Consider the following 21,086-nt stretch of genomic DNA (forward strand, 5'->3'; position numbering starts at 1 on the left):
CTTTTATCCTTTGAAATGTAGGATGCGACACAAAGTATAATCTTTCTACTTCGATAATTAATGTTGATACCGATGATACGGTGATAACTAACATCTACCCCTACCCTTGATTGTAAGTTTTTAATTATTGCCATTTTATATTCCTCCTCTTATTAAGAGCCATATACTTTGGCTCCATTAACTGTTTCATTTGTAATTTGACTCCCATTTAGCGAGTTTGATGTGACTTTACTACCATTTAGTGTAATGAGTTCAGTAGCACTCGATGAACCTGTAATCGTGATGGCTCTTCTTGTTGATCCTGGTGCTTTAAAAAATACTTCAATATAATAGGTTCCTGGGCTAACTCCAGAAAATGAAACACTATATGCCATACCACTTTGTAAATCATTAGTGTCATCATAATATAGAGACTTTACATAGGTACCACCGGTTAGTGCATCATACAGACTTAAAGAAAAACCAGGAAGTGAAAACCCACTACCTGATAATGTGAAATTAATCACTAAACCAATGTTTCCTGTATTTGATGCAGTTGTAGGACTTATACTATGGATCGTTAAAGTATATGCCATCCTAGTTAACCAACCAAATACGTTCTAAGTAAACAGTTGTTGATGTGTTCGTAGTCCATGCGATTGATGTGCCACTAAAGTTTCCAATCAAATGTCTTAAATATCCAATCGTCATCGTATTTGAGATTGAGTTTGAAACATATGCTTTGAATGAATGTGTTTTGAAATATTGGCCATCGAAGGTAGTCCATGAATAAAGTCTATCGTATGTTGGACTTGCTGATGTTGTGCTATTCGTACCCATCCTACCGTAAACAATATGTGTTTCATAAGAATCTGTGGCTGTAACTGCTCTAACCTCAAACGCTAGGATCTTATCATATAGATTAATCGATCTATTGAGCGTAATGTTATTAGCTGTAATGGTCGTAGGTATCGAAAGATTGCCCTCATATAGCAATGAGAATCCACCACCTATTTTAATAACACTACTGTTACCTCTAATATATAATTCATTATTTGTTGTATCGAAACCCAGCTCACCAACTTGAGTCAAATGGCTTGTGGTTGGAACCGATGTGCCTCTTTTAACTCTGATGATAGCCATTAGTATGTTCCACCATCAATAACCGATGTTGGTGTGAGTACTTTTGTTTTATCAATACCAATGTAATAAAAAGTTTTAACTGGATTATAGTTTGTATCCTGAATACTATGGAGTACTAATCCATTATCAAGAACTGATGCATCGAATGATGCCTTTGTCGTATCGAACTTAGCACCTACACCTTGCATCAAGGCAACATTTTTCACATTAGCAATCTTTGTTCTTTGGTCATCAGTTAAGTGAAGATTACTTGATACGTGTGCATTATAAGTAGATGTTGCAACTCCACCTAGTTCTGATAATGTGATAACTACAGCACCAGTTTTACTATTAACGCTTGTTACAGGGCTCACTGCTGGAATGATTGAGGTTGGAAGTTTTCCATCTGCACCAATTAAAGGCACCGTACCATTTGTTGTACCTGTATTCTTTTTGGATGCTGTTCCAAGTCCAAGTGCACTAATCTTTGAATCCATCGTAGCTTCAGCATTAGCTTTACTTGCAAATTCGATATAATCATTACTTGTTAATGGATTCGCACTAGAACCTGTTTTATCTGCTTTTGAGATATATAAATTCGTGCCGTTTAAGTCAACTAATGGTTCACCGGCTTTAATTGTGCCTGCTGTGCCTACAATGGGTCCTGTACCAGCAGACGTTCTTCTTTTAATTTGTATAACTGCCATGTTTTATTTCCTCCTTAGAAACGATATATAACAACTCGACTAATTGTATGTGTAGTCGAACCACATGTAAATGTTGTATTGCCATTTTGATATGAAACAAACATCGAATATGAAATACCGTTGTAAGTGTAACCTACAGAAGTACTAGAACCCAGCACTTCAAAAATCAAAGGTCCTGGTAAATTCACAACCGTTCCATTGCTTAATACAATCATGATGAATGCTCTCATTAGGTCATTCGAATAATAATTACTTATCCTATAAACACCTTGAGAAATAAATGTCGGAGTAAGAACAGTTGGTGACGTTTGATTCCTAATCTTCTGCTCAAGATTATAGACAAGACTATCAGCATTCAATAAAGTTTGTCTATTAAACGGATTATTTAAAGTGACAGATGTGGTTGTCTTAGAATAGGCACATAATGCAAACTCATACTGACCTTGACCACTACTTAAATCATTCTGAACTAAATTAGGATAAGTCGATGCTTGTTCTTTCACATAAATTGAAACTTCATTATTGGTTAAATCCACATTCAAAACCACATAACCTAAGCGATTAGCATTTGGTGTAACAATGACTTGCGTATTATTTTCAATATAAATTAACCTACCCTGAACCATGACATAACCATCCTCAAATGTAATGGTGTTATTAGCAAGAGTATAAAACACACTACCCCTACTACCTAAAAGCACACCAGTTCCAACTGAAAATATAAAGTCATTTAAATCTGCATCATGTTTTGATGTGACGCTTGAACCATCAAAGGTTATTTTTTGTATTCCCATTAAAACTCTCCTCCATCTAAATCAGAATAACCACTATTATTCACTGTGACATTCCCGACCTTACTATTTACGTTTTTACTTAAAATTTGAATCTTCTCAGTGAGTTTTAAACGATACTCACCAAGTGTAATGGTTGCTACTTCAAAAGTGCTCACATACTTAATACCGGTAACCAATGAATCATACCGTTTGCCCTTATGAATGAATTCAACAAAATCACCAATCTCTAATGTTCTTAAGATATCTAATGAGTGATTCTTTTTTTGGATCATAAAACTAATTTGATGATCTGTTTTATCAATACTGAGAACTGAGCGAACTTTTGTATCCAAATCTAAGTAATCATTATCTGAATATGTTTCAACTTTTGATATGACTTTTGGATATCTTAGATTACTTGTATTATCTTTTGTTATCGTGCCATCTGTTAATAGGTAATAAATAACTGTATCCTTAAAGAATAAGTTACTTGTCTTTGGATAATATATCGCCTTATTCGTGCTTTCTTTACTTGAATCATTAATGATTAAGTCTTCTAAGATGAGGCTATCTGCTTTTATTTTTAAGCCTCGTGTCACATTAACGATTCTGATTAATATTCCACTAAAACTACCGGCATTAAATATCACTTCATGTTTGATATAAACACCATACATCCGGTTAGCAAGCTCCAAAAGTTCATAAATTGTCATGACCTTATCCGCATCAAAAACAAAACTACCCAGCTTCGATGTTTCCACACTGATGCTAAGGTAGTTTAAGTTTTGTTTGGTGTCACTGTTTTGAAGATACGTTTTTCTAATGATTTCTTCTATATAGGTTGCCACATTACCGTTGAAACTTTCAACTAACACTTCAACTTTTAATAGCTCTTTGAAATCAACACTTGCAATAACAAGATGCGTTTTTTCATCTTCGATATTTTCTACGATACCGAAGTAAGCCCCATCTTCTTTTACATAAACATAATCACCAACTGCAACATTCAGTTTGCTTTTGTTTATCTTGAAATGTGATTTTTGCGCAATGACAATGTCATGTATAATTTCGAAATCATCACCAATATAAGCATGATCTTTATACGTGAAATTCAAGTGATCTAATATAATCAAGTCCATAGTAATCACCCCAAATGGTATTCAAAGATATGAACTTTACAAAACGTATCTTCCATCACGCCAGATTTAAACTCTAATGTATTTCTACCTGGTTTTAATTCGATAAAATTATCTTTCTCAAAATCCTGATATGCATAGATATCTGTTTCAATGTCATTCTTAATCATCTTTAAATACTTATTGTCAGCTACTGATGATATTCGTATTTTGACATCATCCTCAACTAAGTTTAATCGTAGACTTGAGACCAATATCCCATTTTGGATCACATTGATCTCTGGATGATCGACTGACCCTTCCATTTCAATAATCACATTTGCATTAAATGAACCACCCACATCAATCGTAGTTCGTCCTTCTTGTGTAATCTGATACGTGTAATCATATGGGTAAGGATAAACTTTGCCATCAAGCACTTCAGTTATGTCAATGATGATTTGTCTTTCTTTAATCCAATAACTCTTTTTATTTAATGTGATTTCACAGCTTAGTAATCCAGCTTTTATCTCTGCTTTGCTTAATGAAACCACATCAACGTGAACATACTTTATGTCATTGGAAACATAGTATAGTTTCAAATTATCTCGACCTTGATTTAAGTAGTCGATAAATCGTTGATAACCTTGATACCCATCCATGAAATTGAGCAACCCACTGATTTCTGATAAAGGCGTTTCTCTTTTAACTGTTTTATGGATATGGCCATATTTCAAGTACGTCATATTGAGTTGAAAACCTAATCCTATAACATTCGAAAGTAAGACACCACTGTGATACTTAAAATGGAATTGTTGGCCATGTTCATTCTCTAAGTAAAATCTTCTTGTCATATAAACTTACCACCTAACGCTCTGTTGATTGAATCAATATCGAATGTGGATGATGATGTATTGATGGTGATTGCATTATTGGTTGTGCTCTTATTAGACGTTTGGTTACTCGTATTAGAAGTTTTTTTCAGATTAAATGTATCACTGAACCAACCGCCAACCTTACCGAATATGCCACCGACCTTTTCTTTGGTGTTATTAGCAAAGTTAGAAACGCCATCGACGATATTGTTTGCAACATCTGTTACACCTTTAACTGCACCACCAGCAAAGTTCGATACCGTATCAACCACATTTGAAGCAATACCAGTGACTTTATCAGCTACACCGCCAACAAAATCGCCAACTTTACCTGCAACATCTCCGATAAAATTACCAATACCACCGACAACATTTCCAATCGTATCACCAATACCGCCTAATGCACCACCAACCACATCACCAACACTACCAGCAAAATCAAATATCTTTGTAAAGAAACCAATAATCGTTTCTAATATGTCCAAAATCGGATTTAAAATGAACTCTAATGCCTGAAACGCAGGAACTAAAATAGCTTGTAAAACATTACCAACCATCTCAATCAAGGGTGAAATCATCTCAAAAATATCACCTAAAAACTCGAGTTGCTTAATCAATGGAGCTAAGATCATATCGATGATCGGAACTAATATATCAATTAGTCTTGTGAATATATTGATAACTATCTCAACAATAGGCATTAATGCATCCATTAAAACTTCAACAATCTTCATGATAGGTTCTAGGAGTCTCATAAAAGTCTCCATGAGTTTTTCTAATAATTCTTTGAACTTTTCGCTACGCATTAAAGCCATAACCACAATCGCAATCAAAGCACCAATCCCTAAGGTTGCAGCATTAATACCAATACCAGCAATAGCACCAGCAGCACCGACACCTTTTAAAGCAACTGCTACTACCTTTAATATAGGACCAACTTTACCGATGATAGTTAATACGGGTCCAACAGCAGCTGCAAGTCCAACTAAGAAACCTATCAGTTGCTGTGTGCCACTACTAAGATTCGTCCACCATGAAATCATGTTACTTACTGCAGGAATGAGTTTATTGGTGATTGCTTCAACAACAGACTGCATAGCTGGAACAAGCGCCACAGCAAGTTCGACTGAAAGTGCTGTTGTTGATACTTTTAATCTATCCAGCGAATCATTAAATGCACCAGTTGTTTCAGCTTGTTCACTCGTAATGATACCAAGTGCCCTTGCTTGTTCTCTTAATTCGTTGATAGCTTCTGATTCCATATTAAGCATTGGAAGCAACTCAGAACCTAACTTATCACCAAATAAATGATTAGCAAGTGCAGTCTTTAAAGATTGATCCTCAACTTTAGATAAGGCATCTCTCATAATCTCAAAAGCTTCACTCGTGTCTTTACCTTCTAAGTCTTCCATCGAAATACCAAGTGCATGAAGCGGACCAGCAATATTCTTAACATCACCTAAGGCAATATCAGCAAGAATTGAATTAACCTTAACAAAAGCACGCTCCAAACTACCGGTTTCTGTTCCGGCAATAGTTGCGACATGATTCCATTCTTGTAATGCTTCGATGGACATCCCTATTTTTTGAGCAGTATCATTAAAGGCATCAGCAGTATCAGCACCTTTTTTAGCAAGTGCACCTAAAGCAGTAACAGCACCTAGAATAGGAACCGTCAGACTCTTGGTTAAGGTACCACCAACCTTAGCGATATTATCAAACTTAGCATTACCTAAATCTTTAATCTTAGATTTTGTTTTATCAAATTCGTTATTAAGTCGTTTTACTTCAGATTCACTGTATGAAACATTGCGTTGTACTTTTCTAAACTCAGCGTCTGAAGTTGTACCAAGTTTAAGACCTTGTTTAGCCTTTTCTAACGCCTTATTTTGCGTATCTAAGCGTTTTTTAGTCGTCTCAAGCATCTCATTCAATTGGGTTTGTTTCTTACGCCAAAGCTCAACGTTTGAACTATCATACTTTAGGTTTGTATTAATGGCACGCAAGTCTTTTTGCTGTTCTTTAAGTTCTTTGTTAATCTCTTTTAACTCATTATCAAGATCCTTGCCATCAAGACTCAACTTAATATTAATGCCTTTAATTGTCTCTGCCATCATACTCACCTACCTTTATAATAAGAATAAATCTATGTCTCTTTGGGTCGCTCTTTTTGCTTGTGGTTCATTGGATAGTGTTTTAACCTCGAGTTCAATCAGCATTGCATATACATCAATATCAAAATACTCTGTATCCTTAATTGAGATGCCAAGATGAGCAAGATTATAAATGATATTGGCTGTTGTGTTTTGCTCATCTTGTATATCTACTTTGGGTCTTGTGCACCTTCATTACCACCTAACATTAAGGTAATTGTATTTGAAATGTTTTCAAGTTCCTTCACATCAGATAAGACACTAAAATCCAAATCCATCAAGAACTCATCATAGCTCTTTTTTGTGTATGGTTTGTGCAGAATGTAGATAATTCTAAAAAGAATATCAATAACTAATGCTGCATCCGTTTCATCTTTATTCAAATTTTCAAGTTTCTTAATGTCACTGAATAACTCAGTTCCAAATACACTACGATAAGAGATAATAGTAAAAAGTGAAGACCTTAGTTTAAGATCCTCACCTCTTAGATTAATTGTTTTTTCCATACTATACACCTATGACAGGTAATGTTGGAACTTGTGCAAAGAACTGTTGATAATTTGTGTCACCAAATTTCGCAATCGTTCTAATCACCGATACATTACCAACCTCGATAGGTCTTGCTGTAATTGTAATACTAACCGCATTCGGTTCAATTGATTCTGCTTTTGTTTTAGTCGCATCACTAACTGGACTTGCAGTACACAAGAAATACCAAATACGTCTTGATTTCACATCACCTTGAATCTCATATCCAAGTGCGAATGTTTTAGTTCTATGATTAACAATCTCTACAAGGTTGCCATTAGAATCTCTTGCAAACCCTAAAATATCCACTTTGAAATCATCGTCAAGTTCGGTTAACTTTAAGGTGATATTGGATCCACTACTTGATGCTAGGGTTGCAACAATTTTATCATCAGCATAAACATCCGTTTTACCTGCGATGACTTCTGCACTGAGTTCTTGAGCTCCAAGTAGTTTCTTAGGTGTGCCAAAATCCCATGTATCATCTTCGGTTGGTGTTGCAATTGCATAATGGACGTTCTTAAGTCCAAATGTTACTTTATTGCTCATTTTTATATTCCTCCATCTTTATTTCATAAATTCGATAAATGCCAGTATCAACTAGTGAATACTCGCTAATCATTCTAAAATCAATACCTGCATTTTGTAATACTTCTTCTAAACTAGATTCAATCGTTGTATCTTTTGTTTTGGTAACAAGTGTGATTTGAATCGTCACTTGCCTAATTAAATACGAATCATCCGCATAGACCTTTGGATTTTTATTCAATTCCTGGTAGACAATAAAAGGTGGTTCGGCGTTATCAGTTACATAAAGTGCATAATGAACATTACCAGGTAGTACGTCATTAAGGAGTCCATAAAAGTATGTTAATCTTTCTTTAGTTCCCACGTATAATCCTCCTAATATCATCCAGCATTTTGGGTGTAAAGTAGTCAAATGCAGGTCTCATGAAAGGTCTTGCAGCGACATACTTTCCATTCTTATGTTGAAACCCAAATTCAATCAAGTGAATCAATCTACCCTTTTCTTTTGCATGGATAACAATGGTTTTCGTATGACCTTCACCAATGTCAGTCTTTATAAACTCATCTGCCATCGCACCTTTTCTACCACTTCTTGGTGTATTTGCTATGACATACTCTAATATCAATGTTGCAGTTTCATCAAGTTTTTGTTCAAGTTCTTTTTTAACTGATTCTGCATATTCTGATATTTCATGATTAATTTCATCAACAAAATCATTCAATGTAGCCATGAATATCACTCACCTTCATTTTTGTTTCCATCAAGTAGAGTTCTAAAAACTGTCCTTGTAGATATGTTCGTTCAATTTGATAAATCAAGTCATCAATGATTGCATACTTGCTACCGTCATACAAGAAGCTTTGAATCTTAAGTGCCATGTCTACTTTGTATTCATTCTTTTTACTTTCATAATACTCTTTAGAAGTTACTGATTTTGAAATGCCAATGACTTCTTTTTTGGAAATGAAACCATAACCTTGATTACCGATCTCATCTTTCATTAATGTGATCTTTAATAAAATCAGTCGAATATTAGGACTACTCGGAAACATGATAATCACCACTTGTTAATGCTAATTGATTCAAGAGCATGTCAAAACTCTTTGGTAAATCTTTAACAGAACCATCTGCTTTAAAACCAAAGAAGGTCTTGCAGTAAATAACCACTAGCGAATGAGCTAATGGATGGCTCTCGACAACTGCTGGTGTAATCCCTGTCGATACGAGTAAGTTTTTACATGCACTGATATGATTATTTAATTCATCGTCAGCATAGGTTTCACTGATAGGAATTAATAATGATTTCTTTACTGTTTCAAGTAGTCCCATATTCTAACCTCAATTCTATTCTTGCTTAGGCTTTCTTTTTAACTCTTAGGAAGCCTTTATACCCTACAACGTTACCGCCTGTAAATACGGATGCTTTGTAGCAAATGATGCCATCTTTAAACTTGTAATCATTAGACTTACTAATCTCAACAGGTGAGAAAACAGGCACTTCATAATTGAGTAAGGATCCATAAGCTATACCATATTCTCCAGCTGCAGTGTTTGTGTCCGAAATAGCCTTACAATGAGAATTAATGATGTATGGAATACCATCAATCGTGTTGTTGATGTAGTCAATCGTGTGGACTTTTCTACCTTCTGCAGTACGTAAGCCAGCAAATGCTCTTAAATCATTCTTGTTCAAAATTAAGTATGCTCCACCCTCTACTTCTTCATCACCACCATAAGCAAAGATGATATCATCTAAGGTTGAGTCTGTAATTGAGGTGATTTCTAAATCTGCAGTATCAGATAAAGCGATTGCCTTATCACTAAAGATTCCTGTGAATGTATTGGATGTACCTGGACCTCTTAGGATTTGTTCACTAATCTTCTTTTTAAGGGATAGATTAATATTCTTTAAAACCTCAGCTTGATATGGTAAGTTAGGTAATTTTTCTAACTCCTCAGTGATTTCTGTATAAGCAGTCACCTTAACTTTAGTGATTGTTAAATAACCATACTCTGGTTCAGTTTCTGAATAAGGTTCACCCTCTCCAGTTAAACCAGCAATACCACTACCTTTAACAAATGACTTTTTATAGGTTTCCCCACCATTTAAGTTCACAACTTTGACCTTATCTACTAAGGCAGATACTTGTGCAAATGGATGCGGTGCAATGCCATCGGCAATGTGTTCAGGTAATAGAATCTCTTCACTTGAAACTTGAATAATTCTACTTTCTCTTAGGTTCTTACCACGTGTTTCTAATTGATCTTTATCTACTTGATTCGATCTTTCAACAACGACTGGATTGATTTTCGTCTTGTTTTGAATAGCAAGTTTTCTTTCAATCGTGTCCTTTTCTTTATTGAGTTCATCAACTTCAGCTTCCAATTGTTCTAACACTTCAAGTGTTACTTCCGCACCAATCAAACCTTTGATTTCAGTGATACGTGCTTTAATTTCATTACTTCTTTTTTCTAAATTCATCTGATTATTCTCCTATTTTTATTTTCAAATTTAGTTTTCTTCTTATAAGCTCAGCCTTCATATTTTTCTCTGCTAAATCCATAGTCTTTAGTTCTAAGTCCATAGCCTCTAAAGAACGAGCATAAATCGAAGTCTTATCATAAGCAGGTGTATCAACGATTGAAACATCATATAAACGTTCAATCTTTCTGATAGTTCTTTTTGGAATATCACCATCACGATTCCATTCCTGTTCACTCACTACAAATGCAAAGCTCATTTTATCCAATAAGCCTGATTTGACCATCTTAAATATATCTTGATTGCTTTGTGTATCAAGCAACTCTGCTCTAACCTTTAATCCGACATCATCACTTGTTAAAGTAAGTGAGCCGTTTTTAGTTCGAGCGATGATTAAAAATGAGTCCATGTGGTTATACTTCATTGGCACATCTTTGATGGCTGCATCCGTGATTGCACTTCTACTAATACTTTCAATAAATCCATACGATTCATCACCAATTAAAGTGGGCTCATCATAAACGATTGCATATCCTTCTAAGATCATCTTGTCATCAGTTTCTTCTAGCCTAACTTCTGCTATTCTGGTTTCTTTCTTCATCGTTTCTCAACCTCCTTAGGTTTTGCAGCTTGTTTTTCATACACAAATTCAAGTTCATTGTCCTTGTATGAAAACTCACTAATTTTGTGTGTCTTACAAAAGGTTTCGATTGTATTAATCTTTTCTTTTTGTTCTTCTAAAACAGTATTTAATACATCTTTTGAAACCTTACCGTTAATTGTTACCTTCATTTAAATCATCCTTCCCTACTTGATATTCGTTTGCTTTTGTCGCATCGACGTAATTGAGTGATTGTAATCTTCTATCACCGTTTTCTACTGGTTCAAGTCCCAACAACCCTCTTGATTCATTCAGTGACATGATGCCTAAACCCATGAGCTTTTCAATCGCTGTAACCTTTGTGTTCCAAGATGCGTATTGAAGTCTTTCGCTATAAAAGATAATCTCTTCACCACGCATGATTTCATTTTGAGTAAGCAAGCCTAAAGAAAAAGCCTCAGACATTTGAATGGCTAAAGGCTCGATGGTTTGTTCATAAAATGAGTTAAACTCATCTTCTGTATATTTGGAATGAAAGATTGGAACAGATACACCAAAGTAATCTAGGATTTTTGATTGTAAAAACTCTAAGGTATCCTTATCTATTAGCTTTGGATCTGTTGTTAAAGGTACATAATCACCTTTTAAATCCACAGGAATAATTGAACTGCCTTTATTTCTAATGGACTCTTTGAGTATCTCATTAAATGAATCAAGTTGTTTTTTCTTATCTGTTTCACTTAACATCGCACTCATTTTAAGAAGTCCCTTAATCTGCATGGAACTCTTAAGAGCATTATCAATACCTTGAAGTACATTCTCATTGATTTGTATTGTTTTTAGCAGTGCTTCTTGGTCACCTTTAGAACTCGATCCACCAAAGATCTGATTCGTGTGGTAAAACCTTTTAATATGAATAATGTTCTCATATGGAATCGTGAAGGAATCCGTACTGTCAAAGCTAAACTTTAAATAGTAACTACCACCTGAATCTATGATTGGTTCAACAATGGATGGTTTAAGCGGATAAAGAGCTTTAATTTCACCGGTTGAACCATCAAACATTGGATAGATAAATGCATTGTCGTTCATGAGTAGTGTCGTAATCACCATATAGATAAATTGGTATGGAGTCATAACCTCATTTGGTTGATGCTTTAAAATAAAAGACAGTTTGCCAGATTTCTCCTTAACTGTCTTATCATTCGCTTTCTTTATGTATCTTGGTTTTAGTTTTGCACACTGACTTGCTATCCGATCAATCGCAATCTTTACAACATCACTCTTTGATATATTGTTTCCAAAAGGTGTGAAGAACGTATTGTTTTGATTTAATAACTGGAAGGTGCTTGTTGAACCTTCCTTTTTTTTTCTAAATAATGGCATTTTTCTTAAACTCCTTATACTTCTCCATCTATGTATTGTAAGTCATGAAATAATATGATATACTTTACATAATAGGCTGTGGCTGTGGAAGTGAATAACTATGAATGTTGTATCAGATAAATCTCGAATTTTAGAATTTCTAGATGAGATTAGTAAACCATCTATGTTAAGATTCGATGAATCCTATTATAAAAACTTAGACTTCATTCATTGTATTATTTATATCGACAAATTAAATATTTATAAGTTAGATGAGCTTATTAATATTGATGAATCACTTATTAAGCACTCAAATAGAGTTCTAATTAATATTAACTCTGGACTTGGATTAAAAGTGTCCGAAATTGAAGCAATAACTAATATCATATCCAACAAAACTAATTTTAAAGATTATCATATTAATCTGCAATTTGATCTCGAAACTGACATTAATCGCATCGATCTTATGATAATTTTTGTTGAATAAATAAAGCTAAAACGAAATAGATGGAGAAATTTATAATGGCAATTTACAGAATAATAATTGAAGAAATAGAGGATAAGGATACATTAGCTGGGCAGATACTTCTATGGGTATTATTTGGTTGGTGGTTAGTTCCATTTCTTTTTTTCATGAAATACACATTTTACTTTATATTCGTTTTTCCATTCAAACTACTTATTAATGGTGTTCAAGAACGTAGTGTTCTTAAGATTTTATTTGGACTTATATTATGTGGCCTTTTGGGTTTGGCAATATATTATGGAAATACAAATCCATAAAGCTAATAAAATCAATAGCACCTCACAAAAGACTCTTATGTTAAGAGTTTTTTATATCATATTCTTATAATCCAACTTATATCTGTTCAAAACTGCATACGCAATGATAAGTGCTACAGCCCCATCAATCCTTTTATACTTGCTTCCAAGTTTTGATGGCTGAATGTTACCGTTAATATCAATCTTGGCCTGAGTGTTTGATAAATTCCACTTCATTATTGGATTATTGTTATAGATTACATTTCCATTTTTCAAATCAGCTTCGAGTTGTTTCATGGGCTCAGATAAAGAGTATATACCTTGTCTGACCTTTTCCATTTCAAAACCTAAGTCTTCCATTTCTTTAATCCAGTACTGACTATTCCATGGATCATAACCTACCCATAGAGGTCTAATTTCGTAAGTTCGAATCATCATCAAAAACCACTGAGTAACCAATGTAAAGTCATTTTGATTACCTTCAGTTACTGTAATTAAACCTCGTTGAACCCAGATGTCATAAGGTACGTTATCTTCTTCTTTCCTACGTTTAATAACTTCACTCGGCATAAAAAATTGTGGGATAACATACTTCTTACCATCTTTGATTACTAATAAGAGTACAACTGTAAGGTCGGTGGTTGATGATAAGTCAACACCTCCAATGGCGTAACTATTTCTTAGCTCATTGATATCATACGTTGCTTCATTGTTTAGATCATTATAAGTTAACCATGATCCTTGTTCTAATTGTTTAACGTTGAAGTCTTTACAAAGCATCGTAACTCGTGTTGCTAAGTCATGCCTAGATTTATTCATCAAGTCATCTAAGTATGAATATGTCTTAACAGTCCCGATGCTCGGATTACTTTTTTGCCATGTACTTTTATCTTCATATATTTCATTAATTGAGTCTTGAGTATATAACCAGGGTAGTACTCGTTCATCGTGGACCTCCCCTTTGATCATTTTTCTAACATAATCAAGTTTACTATCTAGGAACCCACCTACAGTATTACCTTCTGTTGTAATAATAAAAATCAGCGGTTCCTCTTTAGTTGATTGACTTTGCTTGATAGCATCATAGACTTTTGAATCAGTCATTTCATGAACCTCATCAATACAACCAACCTCTATATTGTATCCATCCTTATTTCTTGATTGTGCTGACAGTTTTTTTATCTTATTCTTAGTTTTTGGTGAGTAAATGTGAAAGATATTCTTCTTGCTTCTCTTTTCATTCGATAGAGCTTTTGAGCCTTCTCTCATATTGTTAATTTCTTCAAATAGGATATTCGCTTGTTCAGATGTGTTTGATGCACATACGATATCAACTCCGCCTTTTGATAAGAAGAACTCCGCCAGATCTATACCTGCGATAAAGGTTGTCTTACCATTCTTTCTGGCAATCAATAATAAAACTTCATTAAACCTTCTTAAATTAGTATCCGCCATTTTAAATCCATAAGCGGTTTGAAGTACTGCCTTCTCCCATAATTCTAGTATGAATGGTTCTCCATTAAATGGACTTTTAGTATGTTTGCAGAAAGTTTCTATAAACTCGATTCGTATATTTCCAGGACGTTCATCAAAAGTGTATCTAGGATTATCCATATCTTTAATAAGTGATTCAAGGACTGTTAGTAATTCTTTACCAACTTTTATTTTGCCCTTTTGAATCTCATCGTAATACATTAATAAATAGTTCATTCTGACATTCTGCCTATGAACTTCTCAAATTCATCATCTTCATCAATTATGTTTTTACCCATAATGGAATTAAGTGTTTTGATGACTGTTCCATATGCATTCACGAGTTTCGTGTAATACTTGGCTGCTTCAGTTTGACGTTGTGCACCTTTTTTGGAAATTTGAACAGCACCATATTTTCTAATTTGGTTTTGAAGTGATTCTAATTGAACTCTCATAAAAGCTGCTTCATTGATTAAATTATCCACAAGTTCGCTCTTTGATTGTTCAACTGATAAAAAGAGCGTCTTTAATCTTTCATATTCAATTTGTACTTTATCAATCACTGCCATAATATTCACTCACTTTCAATAAAATAAAAAGCCACCGTAGTGACTTAATCTAATTTCTGGATTTTCAAAATTTTTGCCTTGCGTTTTTTAAGAGCCCACCCATGCGGTACCCTTAAGTAGTTAATTATCACTTGATAGGGGGGCTATTTTATTAATGATTATTTCTGCTTCTGAATCATTTATCTTTACATCATTAAACTTTGGACCTTTTTTGTTTATTGCAAGTCTTTCTATTTGATTAAGTTCTCTATTGGTTAAGTCTTGAAATGATTTAAACTTGCATTTCACAATTTCTTTCCACCAGTACTCAACCTTATGAGAACCGCTTCCATGTCCAGTCAATCTACTATATAACGAAGTACTTTTACCATTACCTACTTTACCAATGTATACTACTTGTTCATCTTTATCATATAAAAAATAAATCCCGTTCTTATATTCTGAATTCACTCCATATTTTCCGCTGATAATATCGATTTTTTGAATAAATGGTTCAGCTTCAATTAAGTTAATTAATGTTTCTTTTAAACACTCTATTTTTGACATATAAAAACCTATCCTATACTTTTATTTAATTTTATCATTTACCCTACGTAATTACCATCCTTATCAAACATTAATTCTTTTTTCTTAAATCTTCCATGTTCGTCATTGTGACAGTTCTTACAAAGCAGTTCCAAGTTATCTTGATTAAGGCTAATTGACGAATCATTCACATTCTCAACGGTGAGTCTTTTTTTGTGATGTACCTCTTCACCTACGGCACCACATCGCTCACACTTGCCCTGTGTGGCGTTTGTTTTGATATTGCGAGCAATGAACCAAGCCTTCGATTTATAGAACCTGTGAAGCTCTTTTGGTTTCTTCATATAATTTCCTTAACTGCTTAGCTTTTAAGTCTACTGATTCCCAAGCAACATTTAAATCTTCTCTTCCACAGTGACCATACTTAGCTAAGTCTTGATACTTAACTTCATCAAGTAATAATTCTTTTCTAATCATTGAAGGTCTAAAATCAAATATCTTACTTACAAGTCCTTGAATTGCTTCATCACTAATAACACCTGTATTGAACGTATTTATATGAATACTTACAGGATTAGAAATACCAATCACATACCCTAGCTGAACTTCGCACCTGTCCGCTAAATTTGCCCTTACAACGGCTTTTGCAACGTACCTAGCATAATAAGCCCCACTGCGATCAACCTTGCTCACGTCTTTGCCAGAAAAAGCTCCACCGCCATGTTTAGCGTATCCACCATAAGTGTCGACGATTATCTTTCTACCAGTTAAACCTGAATCTGCATAAGGTCCACCAATAACAAACTCACCTGTTGGATTGATAAGAATCTCAGCTTCTCGAATCGCTTTGTCATCTAAGACTTTAGTTAATACTTCATTGATAATTATGTCCTCATATAGTTCTCTATTAATCCATGACTTTGTTTGGGCTGAAACAACAATTGTTTTTACCTTCTTTGGTTTACCCTTTTCATATTCAACTGAAACCTGACATTTACCATCAGGACCAAAGATGTGTGAATACTTTTCTTTTCTAGCATTATCCATTTCTTTTGAGATTTGATTTGCTAGCATAATTGGTAGTGGCATTAACTCTTTTGTTTCATTACATGCATAACCAAACATAATCCCTTGATCACCAGCACCTTGTTCATGTGATTCAGTTGAATCAACACCAAGTGCAATATCAGGTGATTGTTTACTAATCTTTTCTAAGACATTAAATGGTTCATCGTATCCTATTTCTTTAAGTTTGTTAATTGCTACTTCTTTATAATCAACTTTCGCAGTTGTTGTAACCTCACCAAAGATAAATACGAAATCATCCTTGATGGCTGTTTCAACTGCTACTCTTGCTTTTTTATCTTGTTCTAAAATGGCATCTAGTATTGTATCGCTGATTTGGTCACAGACCTTATCTGGATGTCCACTAAACACCGATTCACTTGTTATGACTTGCATGCTTCAACTTCCTCCATTAACGAGTAAAAAAGGAGCTTAACGCTCCCAATTACTATTTTTTATTTCCCATGCGGTATAGACTGAACGATATGAACAATCCCAAGTATCTAAAATCACTCCATCGATGCACGCTGCGACATGGCCAGCCATCTTTAAGATATAAGTTCCCTTTGGATGTAGTTCACAAAAGTCGCTACCTTTAATTCTCGGTTCACCTTTAACAGCTTTGAATATTAGTCTAGGTTTACCTTCAAAATATTTATATAAGAACTCAGTATCTTTATAACTTGTGAAATTCCATTCTCGTTTCTTTTGATTGAGTTCTCTTCTGCATTCCACGTAATCTTTATCCATTGCAGTGCTGATGGCTCTCACGACACAATCAGTTGTTTTGATTCCTTTTGGATGCGCGTTGTATTCTTTAAACATTACTTATTCCATCCTTTATTCAACCATTTGACTAGGTCTCTTGATGAGTTGGTTTTAAGCACTGGTTTATCAAATCCGTCTAATCGTTCATACACAGTATATTTTGTATCGTTCCAAACACAATCAATTTGAACTAGGATTAAGGTATTGTTTGTTTCGATATCTGCAATTCTAAAATCATCATAGAGTGGACCGTTTAGTGGACAGTTATTCTTGAACCATACATAGCTTGTTTCTAAATCAACTTTTCCACCTGGTTTAATTTGTTTGATGATGTTACCCATCTTCTTCGTTTTATTAGTTAGACTTGAATCTTTGCAAAACCAATCATACCATCCAGCTTCTATTTGAACTTTTGTGTCCTTTGAATCAAACTTTCCTTCATTATACGCTTTGATCCAATAACTAAGAGGTTGTTGCTTATCCATTGCTTGAACCTCCTATTTCATCTTTTCTAATATAGGCTGAGTATCTTGCATAACTGTAACCTTCTGATTGAACAAGGATTCCAAAGTCTACTTCCTTAGTTGTAACTAAAATTGAATGCCATACGTTATTGTTATCGATATACATCAAATCCTTATGTTCTTCTATGAATTTGTAATCCCCAAGCATGTCGTCTAAGAACTTATTAAACTGCTTGATTGGAATCTCTACTACTTTCTCAATCACAAATTCATCTTGTGGTATGATTTGTTCCTTGAATGCTTTTCTTTCAAATAAAACCTTCATTTGCTATGCCTCTTTTCTAACCACTTTTATTTGGTTACTACTATATATCAATAAAAAACAACTTATAGCAAGTCAATTTTTCACTATAGTGACTATTAGTTCGAGACTTCTTCAATATCGGTTAATACATTCTTGAACTCATCAATTGAACTGAGTTCTATTTTTTTGCCATCTCGTATTAAGTAGCATTCTGCAATAGAACCTTTATGTTTTAGATATCTTTTTACAATAACATCAACAAATCTTTCATCAAGTTCCATTAGGTATGATTTTCTTTGAAGCTGATCTGATGCGATCATAGTTGATCCAGAGCCTCCAAATAAGTCTAAAATAACTTCACCAACTCTTGATGAGTTAGAGATTGCTCTTCCACAAAGTTCTAATGGTTTCATCGTTGGATGTTCTTCATTTCGTTTAGGTTTGTTGTATTCCCATATCGTATCTTGCGTGCGGTCATCAATAAAGTAATGAGCAGCACCTTCTTTCCATCCATAAAGAATTGGTTCATGCCGCCAATGATAATCTTGTCTACCAAGCACTAATGCATTCTTTACCCAAATAAGACACTCCGCTAACTTAAAGCCTGCATTCTTATAAGCATTTCTAAAATTCAAACCTTCTGTATCAGCGTGACATACATAGATTGCACCACCCGGTTTGGTGTTGTCAAAGATATTCTTGAATGCATTAAAAAGAAAAAGATAGAAGCTTTCGTCTCCCATCTTGTCATTCTTAATCTTTCCAGCAGTTCCTTCATAATCCACATTATAAGGCGGATCGGTAAACGTCATGTCTACTTTTTGTCCGTCAAGTAGTTTCTCAACACTTTCTTTATCCGTTGAATCACCACACATGATTCTATGTGTTCCAAGTTGAAATATATCACCTAACTTAGCGTATGGTGTTTCACTGAGTTCGTCTGTAGGATCGAAATCATCATCTGTTGCATTATCAGGGACTTCCCCCTCTAATGATTCAAATCCAAATACACTCATATCCATTTCAATATTAGCAAGTTCATCCTCTAATTTAGAAAAGTCCCATGAAGCGAGTTCTGCAGTCTTGTTATCTGCCAAACGAAAGGCCTTAATTTGCCCTTCTGTGAGGTCATCAGCAACAATACAAGGAACAGTTGCCAATCCAAGTTTTAAGCTCGCTTTTAGCCTTGTGTGTCCAGCAATAATCACATTATCACTCGTAATCACAATAGGAACCTTAAATCCAAATTCCTCGATACTTTTAGCAACTGCATCAATTGCCGCTTCATTATTTCTTGGATTGTTTTCGTACGCTTTGAGTTCTGATACTTGTTTCATCACTATATTCATTTACCCATTCCTCCTCATCTTTTTCTAGGCGTTTTGCCATTAGATCAATTTCCGCCTTTTTCTCGTTATACTCAATACCAAACTTCGTAATGAGTAAATATTTAATTGCAGCAATGTCTGGTAGCGACTGTTTCTTAAACTTAGTGATTCGTTTCTTAGTCCCAGTCTTTGTTTCTTCAATTACTGTTTGTGTTTCTTCATATTCAAAACCTATAGCTCTTTGATAAACAGCATCAAGTAGTTTGTGTTTTAACTCTTCATCCCCATACTGAAATGCATCATTCAGCTTTGGATGTACTTTTCTCAGTTTGATAATCGTTTTCTCAGTGACACCTAAATATTCAGCAACTTGTCGCTGTGTCGCTCGTTTAGATACCATCTCAGCAATTGATTTCAACTTACTTTCTAGATGCCCTGACTTTTCCCATCGTTCATATAGGTCTAGCAATTTTCCTTTCATATAATCACTCCAACTGTAGGTAAATAACTGTAATAGTTCACCAGTTGGAATACTACAAGTATCTCTGCAAAAACAAAAAAGAACTCATTTCTGAATTCTTTCATTAGTTTCTAGGCTGGTTTATAAAGCCAGTATTCCATAAATTCTAGTAGCCACCTTTTGCTACATCTTTGTACATTTTAATCTTATCACACACTTGACATGTTCACAATGGTTCACGATGGTCCATCATGGTCCAATATAATTATTTTGCTTAATGCATCACTGTGCCATCTTTTTAAAGTTGAAGATGATACAAACAATTTCTCGGCTATGTCCTTCCAACTGAGACAATCTATGTAGCGAAAGATTAATAGTTTTCTTTCTTCTTCAACATCTAAACAATCTATTGACGCCAAAATTTCACATTTGATTTTTGGTAGATCCTTTTTTAATGATTCGATAAGTATTTCGTCATCAAGTGCTCTTAGAATCCACTTTTCAAACGGTGCTTGTAAACTTTTAGTTCCATCAATGCGTACTTGATCAAAATTAATCCCAGGTATGGTGTTAGCAAGACGTATGTATTCAGCAACTATTTGTTCTAGTTTTTCGATTTTATCTTTGGTTTCTTGATATCGACTTAAGTATTCTTTTACATTCATCCTGCTTCCTCCTTAATTTTACTAAGTACTTCAATTTCAATCGAAATACCAGTTGGATCATCTGACCATAGCTTTTCAACATGCTCAACGACCACTTGTGCATCATCTATCCAAAACCCTACTTCAGTCATACAGTCCTTGAGCATCTTTTCCAAATTATCAGTGTCTGGTCTAGTTGCTCTCCATTCCAAATGTTTATGTCTTTTACCTCTAGGGAATCTCCATATGACTTGAAGTTTAATCGGACCTTCGATTGGTTTAAGTGGTTTAAAAGGTTTAAGGTGTTTGATGATAGTGCTTCTAGCTTGCTTAAGTTTCTCAGGTTTATAGAACACAGGTTTCTTATTTACTAGGGTAACTTTGTTTTGTTGAGCTGTGATTGTTGGTGGGTCAAATAACAGAAATATTTTCATCGTTACCTCCTTTTTTTAATTTTTTAGTGAAGATAGGCAAGTGCTGACGTTGATGCATATG

The 21,086-nt window shown here is 34.4% G+C and carries 31 protein-coding genes; 2 read left to right on the plus strand and 29 right to left on the minus strand.

The features are described from left to right. Positions 1-152 precede the first annotated feature (152 nt). The 17 genes from JN09_RS05580 to JN09_RS05660 all read right to left on the minus strand — a co-directional run bounded on the left by JN09_RS05580 (position 153) and on the right by JN09_RS05660 (position 12,250). A complete protein-coding gene (locus tag JN09_RS05580) occupies positions 153-575 on the minus strand; it encodes a hypothetical protein (RefSeq protein ID WP_204433611.1) in 423 nt (140 codons plus the stop codon). A gap of 1 nt (position 576) precedes the next feature. Beyond that, positions 577-1,122, minus strand: coding sequence for a hypothetical protein (locus tag JN09_RS05585; RefSeq protein WP_204433612.1), 546 nt, complete (start codon positions 1,120-1,122; stop codon positions 577-579). Further along, the gene (locus JN09_RS05590) at positions 1,122-1,808 is read right to left on the minus strand and encodes a hypothetical protein (RefSeq protein WP_204433613.1); all 687 of its coding nucleotides are present in this window, start codon (positions 1,806-1,808) and stop codon (positions 1,122-1,124) included. Before JN09_RS05590 ends, JN09_RS05585 begins: the two co-directional genes overlap by 1 nt. 14 nt (positions 1,809-1,822) lie before the next feature. Further along, positions 1,823-2,602, minus strand: a complete 780-nt coding sequence (locus JN09_RS05595) for a hypothetical protein (RefSeq protein WP_204433614.1) — start codon at positions 2,600-2,602, stop codon at positions 1,823-1,825. Next, complete coding sequence (locus JN09_RS05600) at positions 2,602-3,720, minus strand: hypothetical protein (protein ID WP_204433615.1); 1,119 nt, start codon at positions 3,718-3,720, stop codon at positions 2,602-2,604. Before JN09_RS05600 ends, JN09_RS05595 begins: the two co-directional genes overlap by 1 nt. Before the next feature lie 5 nt (positions 3,721-3,725). Beyond that, positions 3,726-4,550 (minus strand): phage distal tail protein domain-containing protein, encoded by an 825-nt coding sequence (locus tag JN09_RS05605; protein ID WP_204433616.1) that lies wholly within the window; start codon positions 4,548-4,550, stop codon positions 3,726-3,728. Then, the gene (locus tag JN09_RS05610) at positions 4,547-6,685 is read right to left on the minus strand and encodes a phage tail tape measure protein (protein WP_204433617.1); all 2,139 of its coding nucleotides are present in this window, start codon (positions 6,683-6,685) and stop codon (positions 4,547-4,549) included. The genes JN09_RS05605 and JN09_RS05610 overlap by 4 nt, the downstream gene beginning before the upstream one ends. Before the next feature lie 209 nt (positions 6,686-6,894). After that, positions 6,895-7,230, minus strand: coding sequence for a hypothetical protein (locus JN09_RS05615; RefSeq protein WP_204433619.1), 336 nt, complete (start codon positions 7,228-7,230; stop codon positions 6,895-6,897). Position 7,231: 1 nt separating this feature from the next. Continuing rightward, entirely contained in the window at positions 7,232-7,801 is a 570-nt protein-coding gene (locus JN09_RS05620) for a major tail protein (RefSeq protein WP_204433621.1), read from the minus strand. Further along, positions 7,791-8,144: a hypothetical protein gene (locus JN09_RS05625; protein WP_204433622.1), complete on the minus strand. Its 354-nt coding sequence runs from the start codon at positions 8,142-8,144 to the stop codon at positions 7,791-7,793. Before JN09_RS05625 ends, JN09_RS05620 begins: the two co-directional genes overlap by 11 nt. After that, positions 8,134-8,511, minus strand: a complete 378-nt coding sequence (locus JN09_RS05630) for an HK97 gp10 family phage protein (protein ID WP_204433623.1) — start codon at positions 8,509-8,511, stop codon at positions 8,134-8,136. Before JN09_RS05630 ends, JN09_RS05625 begins: the two co-directional genes overlap by 11 nt. Beyond that, entirely contained in the window at positions 8,495-8,833 is a 339-nt protein-coding gene (locus JN09_RS05635; RefSeq protein ID WP_204433624.1) for a hypothetical protein, read from the minus strand. The genes JN09_RS05630 and JN09_RS05635 overlap by 17 nt, the downstream gene beginning before the upstream one ends. Beyond that, positions 8,820-9,110: a phage head-tail connector protein gene (locus JN09_RS05640; RefSeq protein ID WP_204433625.1), complete on the minus strand. Its 291-nt coding sequence runs from the start codon at positions 9,108-9,110 to the stop codon at positions 8,820-8,822. Before JN09_RS05640 ends, JN09_RS05635 begins: the two co-directional genes overlap by 14 nt. Before the next feature lie 25 nt (positions 9,111-9,135). Then, positions 9,136-10,263 carry a phage major capsid protein gene (locus tag JN09_RS05645; protein WP_204433626.1) on the minus strand — a complete coding sequence of 376 codons (1,128 nt, stop codon included), beginning with the start codon at positions 10,261-10,263 and terminating at the stop codon, positions 9,136-9,138. Between the two features lie 4 nt (positions 10,264-10,267). After that, positions 10,268-10,864, minus strand: a complete 597-nt coding sequence (locus tag JN09_RS05650; RefSeq protein WP_204433628.1) for an HK97 family phage prohead protease — start codon at positions 10,862-10,864, stop codon at positions 10,268-10,270. Next, positions 10,861-11,055 carry a hypothetical protein gene (locus JN09_RS05655; protein ID WP_204433630.1) on the minus strand — a complete coding sequence of 65 codons (195 nt, stop codon included), beginning with the start codon at positions 11,053-11,055 and terminating at the stop codon, positions 10,861-10,863. Before JN09_RS05655 ends, JN09_RS05650 begins: the two co-directional genes overlap by 4 nt. Continuing rightward, the gene (locus tag JN09_RS05660) at positions 11,039-12,250 is read right to left on the minus strand and encodes a phage portal protein (protein ID WP_204433632.1); all 1,212 of its coding nucleotides are present in this window, start codon (positions 12,248-12,250) and stop codon (positions 11,039-11,041) included. Before JN09_RS05660 ends, JN09_RS05655 begins: the two co-directional genes overlap by 17 nt. 163 nt (positions 12,251-12,413) lie before the next feature. Here JN09_RS05660 and JN09_RS05665 point away from each other — a divergent pair, with 163 nt between their 5' ends. Continuing rightward, positions 12,414-12,716, plus strand: a complete 303-nt coding sequence (locus JN09_RS05665; protein WP_204433633.1) for a hypothetical protein — start codon at positions 12,414-12,416, stop codon at positions 12,714-12,716. 35 nt (positions 12,717-12,751) lie between these two features. Further along, positions 12,752-13,012, plus strand: coding sequence for a hypothetical protein (locus tag JN09_RS05670; protein ID WP_204433635.1), 261 nt, complete (start codon positions 12,752-12,754; stop codon positions 13,010-13,012). 51 nt (positions 13,013-13,063) lie between these two features. Here JN09_RS05670 and JN09_RS05675 read toward each other — a convergent pair whose 3' ends face one another. From JN09_RS05675 to JN09_RS05730, 12 genes are all read right to left on the minus strand, one after another. After that, a complete protein-coding gene (locus JN09_RS05675; RefSeq protein ID WP_204433637.1) occupies positions 13,064-14,701 on the minus strand; it encodes a terminase large subunit in 1,638 nt (545 codons plus the stop codon). Beyond that, the gene (locus JN09_RS05680) at positions 14,698-15,033 is read right to left on the minus strand and encodes a hypothetical protein (RefSeq protein WP_204433638.1); all 336 of its coding nucleotides are present in this window, start codon (positions 15,031-15,033) and stop codon (positions 14,698-14,700) included. The genes JN09_RS05675 and JN09_RS05680 overlap by 4 nt, the downstream gene beginning before the upstream one ends. Before the next feature lie 120 nt (positions 15,034-15,153). Further along, positions 15,154-15,579, minus strand: a complete 426-nt coding sequence (locus tag JN09_RS05685; RefSeq protein ID WP_204433639.1) for a GIY-YIG nuclease family protein — start codon at positions 15,577-15,579, stop codon at positions 15,154-15,156. 38 nt (positions 15,580-15,617) lie between these two features. Continuing rightward, positions 15,618-15,902, minus strand: coding sequence for an HNH endonuclease signature motif containing protein (locus JN09_RS05690; RefSeq protein WP_204433640.1), 285 nt, complete (start codon positions 15,900-15,902; stop codon positions 15,618-15,620). After that, positions 15,868-17,019 carry a methionine adenosyltransferase gene (gene metK, locus JN09_RS05695; protein ID WP_204433641.1) on the minus strand — a complete coding sequence of 384 codons (1,152 nt, stop codon included), beginning with the start codon at positions 17,017-17,019 and terminating at the stop codon, positions 15,868-15,870. The genes JN09_RS05690 and metK overlap by 35 nt, the downstream gene beginning before the upstream one ends. A 36-nt stretch (positions 17,020-17,055) precedes the next feature. Further along, positions 17,056-17,448 (minus strand): hypothetical protein, encoded by a 393-nt coding sequence (locus tag JN09_RS05700; RefSeq protein WP_204433642.1) that lies wholly within the window; start codon positions 17,446-17,448, stop codon positions 17,056-17,058. Next, entirely contained in the window at positions 17,448-17,876 is a 429-nt protein-coding gene (locus JN09_RS05705) for a hypothetical protein (protein ID WP_204433643.1), read from the minus strand. Before JN09_RS05705 ends, JN09_RS05700 begins: the two co-directional genes overlap by 1 nt. Then, positions 17,869-18,180: a DUF6329 domain-containing protein gene (locus JN09_RS05710; RefSeq protein ID WP_204433644.1), complete on the minus strand. Its 312-nt coding sequence runs from the start codon at positions 18,178-18,180 to the stop codon at positions 17,869-17,871. Before JN09_RS05710 ends, JN09_RS05705 begins: the two co-directional genes overlap by 8 nt. Before the next feature lie 95 nt (positions 18,181-18,275). Beyond that, the gene (locus JN09_RS05715) at positions 18,276-19,508 is read right to left on the minus strand and encodes a DNA modification methylase (protein WP_204433646.1); all 1,233 of its coding nucleotides are present in this window, start codon (positions 19,506-19,508) and stop codon (positions 18,276-18,278) included. Then, positions 19,447-19,968 carry a hypothetical protein gene (locus JN09_RS05720; RefSeq protein WP_204433647.1) on the minus strand — a complete coding sequence of 174 codons (522 nt, stop codon included), beginning with the start codon at positions 19,966-19,968 and terminating at the stop codon, positions 19,447-19,449. Before JN09_RS05720 ends, JN09_RS05715 begins: the two co-directional genes overlap by 62 nt. Before the next feature lie 215 nt (positions 19,969-20,183). After that, positions 20,184-20,612, minus strand: coding sequence for a sigma factor-like helix-turn-helix DNA-binding protein (locus JN09_RS05725; protein WP_204433648.1), 429 nt, complete (start codon positions 20,610-20,612; stop codon positions 20,184-20,186). Then, positions 20,609-21,025 carry a RusA family crossover junction endodeoxyribonuclease gene (locus tag JN09_RS05730; RefSeq protein ID WP_204433649.1) on the minus strand — a complete coding sequence of 139 codons (417 nt, stop codon included), beginning with the start codon at positions 21,023-21,025 and terminating at the stop codon, positions 20,609-20,611. The genes JN09_RS05725 and JN09_RS05730 overlap by 4 nt, the downstream gene beginning before the upstream one ends. Positions 21,026-21,086: the final 61 nt, after the last annotated feature.

Source organism: Paracholeplasma morum (assembly GCF_016907055.1).
In the GTDB taxonomy this organism is placed as follows: Bacteria; Bacillota_I; Bacilli_A; order Acholeplasmatales; family UBA5453; genus Paracholeplasma; species Paracholeplasma morum.

What these genes read in the sequence shown, in the direction of transcription:
- JN09_RS05660 (WP_204433632.1), bottom strand. Translation starts at nt 12,250, where the DNA reads ATGCCATTATTTAGAAAAAAAAAGGAAGGTTCAACAAGCACCTTCCAG.
- JN09_RS05580 (WP_204433611.1), bottom strand. Translation starts at nt 575, where the DNA reads ATGGCATATACTTTAACGATCCATAGTATAAGTCCTACAACTGCATCA.
- JN09_RS05675 (WP_204433637.1), bottom strand. Translation starts at nt 14,701, where the DNA reads ATGAACTATTTATTAATGTATTACGATGAGATTCAAAAGGGCAAAATA.
- JN09_RS05685 (WP_204433639.1), bottom strand. Translation starts at nt 15,579, where the DNA reads ATGTCAAAAATAGAGTGTTTAAAAGAAACATTAATTAACTTAATTGAA.
- JN09_RS05680 (WP_204433638.1), bottom strand. Translation starts at nt 15,033, where the DNA reads ATGGCAGTGATTGATAAAGTACAAATTGAATATGAAAGATTAAAGACG.
- JN09_RS05715 (WP_204433646.1), bottom strand. Translation starts at nt 19,508, where the DNA reads ATGAATATAGTGATGAAACAAGTATCAGAACTCAAAGCGTACGAAAAC.
- JN09_RS05650 (WP_204433628.1), bottom strand. Translation starts at nt 10,864, where the DNA reads ATGAAGAAAGAAACCAGAATAGCAGAAGTTAGGCTAGAAGAAACTGAT.
- JN09_RS05585 (WP_204433612.1), bottom strand. Translation starts at nt 1,122, where the DNA reads ATGGCTATCATCAGAGTTAAAAGAGGCACATCGGTTCCAACCACAAGC.
- JN09_RS05590 (WP_204433613.1), bottom strand. Translation starts at nt 1,808, where the DNA reads ATGGCAGTTATACAAATTAAAAGAAGAACGTCTGCTGGTACAGGACCC.
- JN09_RS05710 (WP_204433644.1), bottom strand. Translation starts at nt 18,180, where the DNA reads ATGAAGGTTTTATTTGAAAGAAAAGCATTCAAGGAACAAATCATACCA.
- metK (WP_204433641.1), bottom strand. Translation starts at nt 17,019, where the DNA reads ATGCAAGTCATAACAAGTGAATCGGTGTTTAGTGGACATCCAGATAAG.
- JN09_RS05700 (WP_204433642.1), bottom strand. Translation starts at nt 17,448, where the DNA reads ATGTTTAAAGAATACAACGCGCATCCAAAAGGAATCAAAACAACTGAT.
- JN09_RS05620 (WP_204433621.1), bottom strand. Translation starts at nt 7,801, where the DNA reads ATGAGCAATAAAGTAACATTTGGACTTAAGAACGTCCATTATGCAATT.
- JN09_RS05655 (WP_204433630.1), bottom strand. Translation starts at nt 11,055, where the DNA reads ATGAAGGTAACAATTAACGGTAAGGTTTCAAAAGATGTATTAAATACT.
- JN09_RS05615 (WP_204433619.1), bottom strand. Translation starts at nt 7,230, where the DNA reads ATGGAAAAAACAATTAATCTAAGAGGTGAGGATCTTAAACTAAGGTCT.
- JN09_RS05690 (WP_204433640.1), bottom strand. Translation starts at nt 15,902, where the DNA reads ATGAAGAAACCAAAAGAGCTTCACAGGTTCTATAAATCGAAGGCTTGG.
- JN09_RS05635 (WP_204433624.1), bottom strand. Translation starts at nt 8,833, where the DNA reads ATGTTTCCGAGTAGTCCTAATATTCGACTGATTTTATTAAAGATCACA.
- JN09_RS05600 (WP_204433615.1), bottom strand. Translation starts at nt 3,720, where the DNA reads ATGGACTTGATTATATTAGATCACTTGAATTTCACGTATAAAGATCAT.
- JN09_RS05645 (WP_204433626.1), bottom strand. Translation starts at nt 10,263, where the DNA reads ATGAATTTAGAAAAAAGAAGTAATGAAATTAAAGCACGTATCACTGAA.
- JN09_RS05720 (WP_204433647.1), bottom strand. Translation starts at nt 19,968, where the DNA reads ATGAAAGGAAAATTGCTAGACCTATATGAACGATGGGAAAAGTCAGGG.
- JN09_RS05605 (WP_204433616.1), bottom strand. Translation starts at nt 4,550, where the DNA reads ATGACAAGAAGATTTTACTTAGAGAATGAACATGGCCAACAATTCCAT.
- JN09_RS05630 (WP_204433623.1), bottom strand. Translation starts at nt 8,511, where the DNA reads ATGGCTACATTGAATGATTTTGTTGATGAAATTAATCATGAAATATCA.
- JN09_RS05665 (WP_204433633.1), top strand. Translation starts at nt 12,414, where the DNA reads ATGTTAAGATTCGATGAATCCTATTATAAAAACTTAGACTTCATTCAT.
- JN09_RS05730 (WP_204433649.1), bottom strand. Translation starts at nt 21,025, where the DNA reads ATGAAAATATTTCTGTTATTTGACCCACCAACAATCACAGCTCAACAA.
- JN09_RS05595 (WP_204433614.1), bottom strand. Translation starts at nt 2,602, where the DNA reads ATGGGAATACAAAAAATAACCTTTGATGGTTCAAGCGTCACATCAAAA.
- JN09_RS05725 (WP_204433648.1), bottom strand. Translation starts at nt 20,612, where the DNA reads ATGAATGTAAAAGAATACTTAAGTCGATATCAAGAAACCAAAGATAAA.
- JN09_RS05610 (WP_204433617.1), bottom strand. Translation starts at nt 6,685, where the DNA reads ATGGCAGAGACAATTAAAGGCATTAATATTAAGTTGAGTCTTGATGGC.
- JN09_RS05670 (WP_204433635.1), top strand. Translation starts at nt 12,752, where the DNA reads ATGGCAATTTACAGAATAATAATTGAAGAAATAGAGGATAAGGATACA.
- JN09_RS05705 (WP_204433643.1), bottom strand. Translation starts at nt 17,876, where the DNA reads ATGGATAAGCAACAACCTCTTAGTTATTGGATCAAAGCGTATAATGAA.
- JN09_RS05640 (WP_204433625.1), bottom strand. Translation starts at nt 9,110, where the DNA reads ATGGGACTACTTGAAACAGTAAAGAAATCATTATTAATTCCTATCAGT.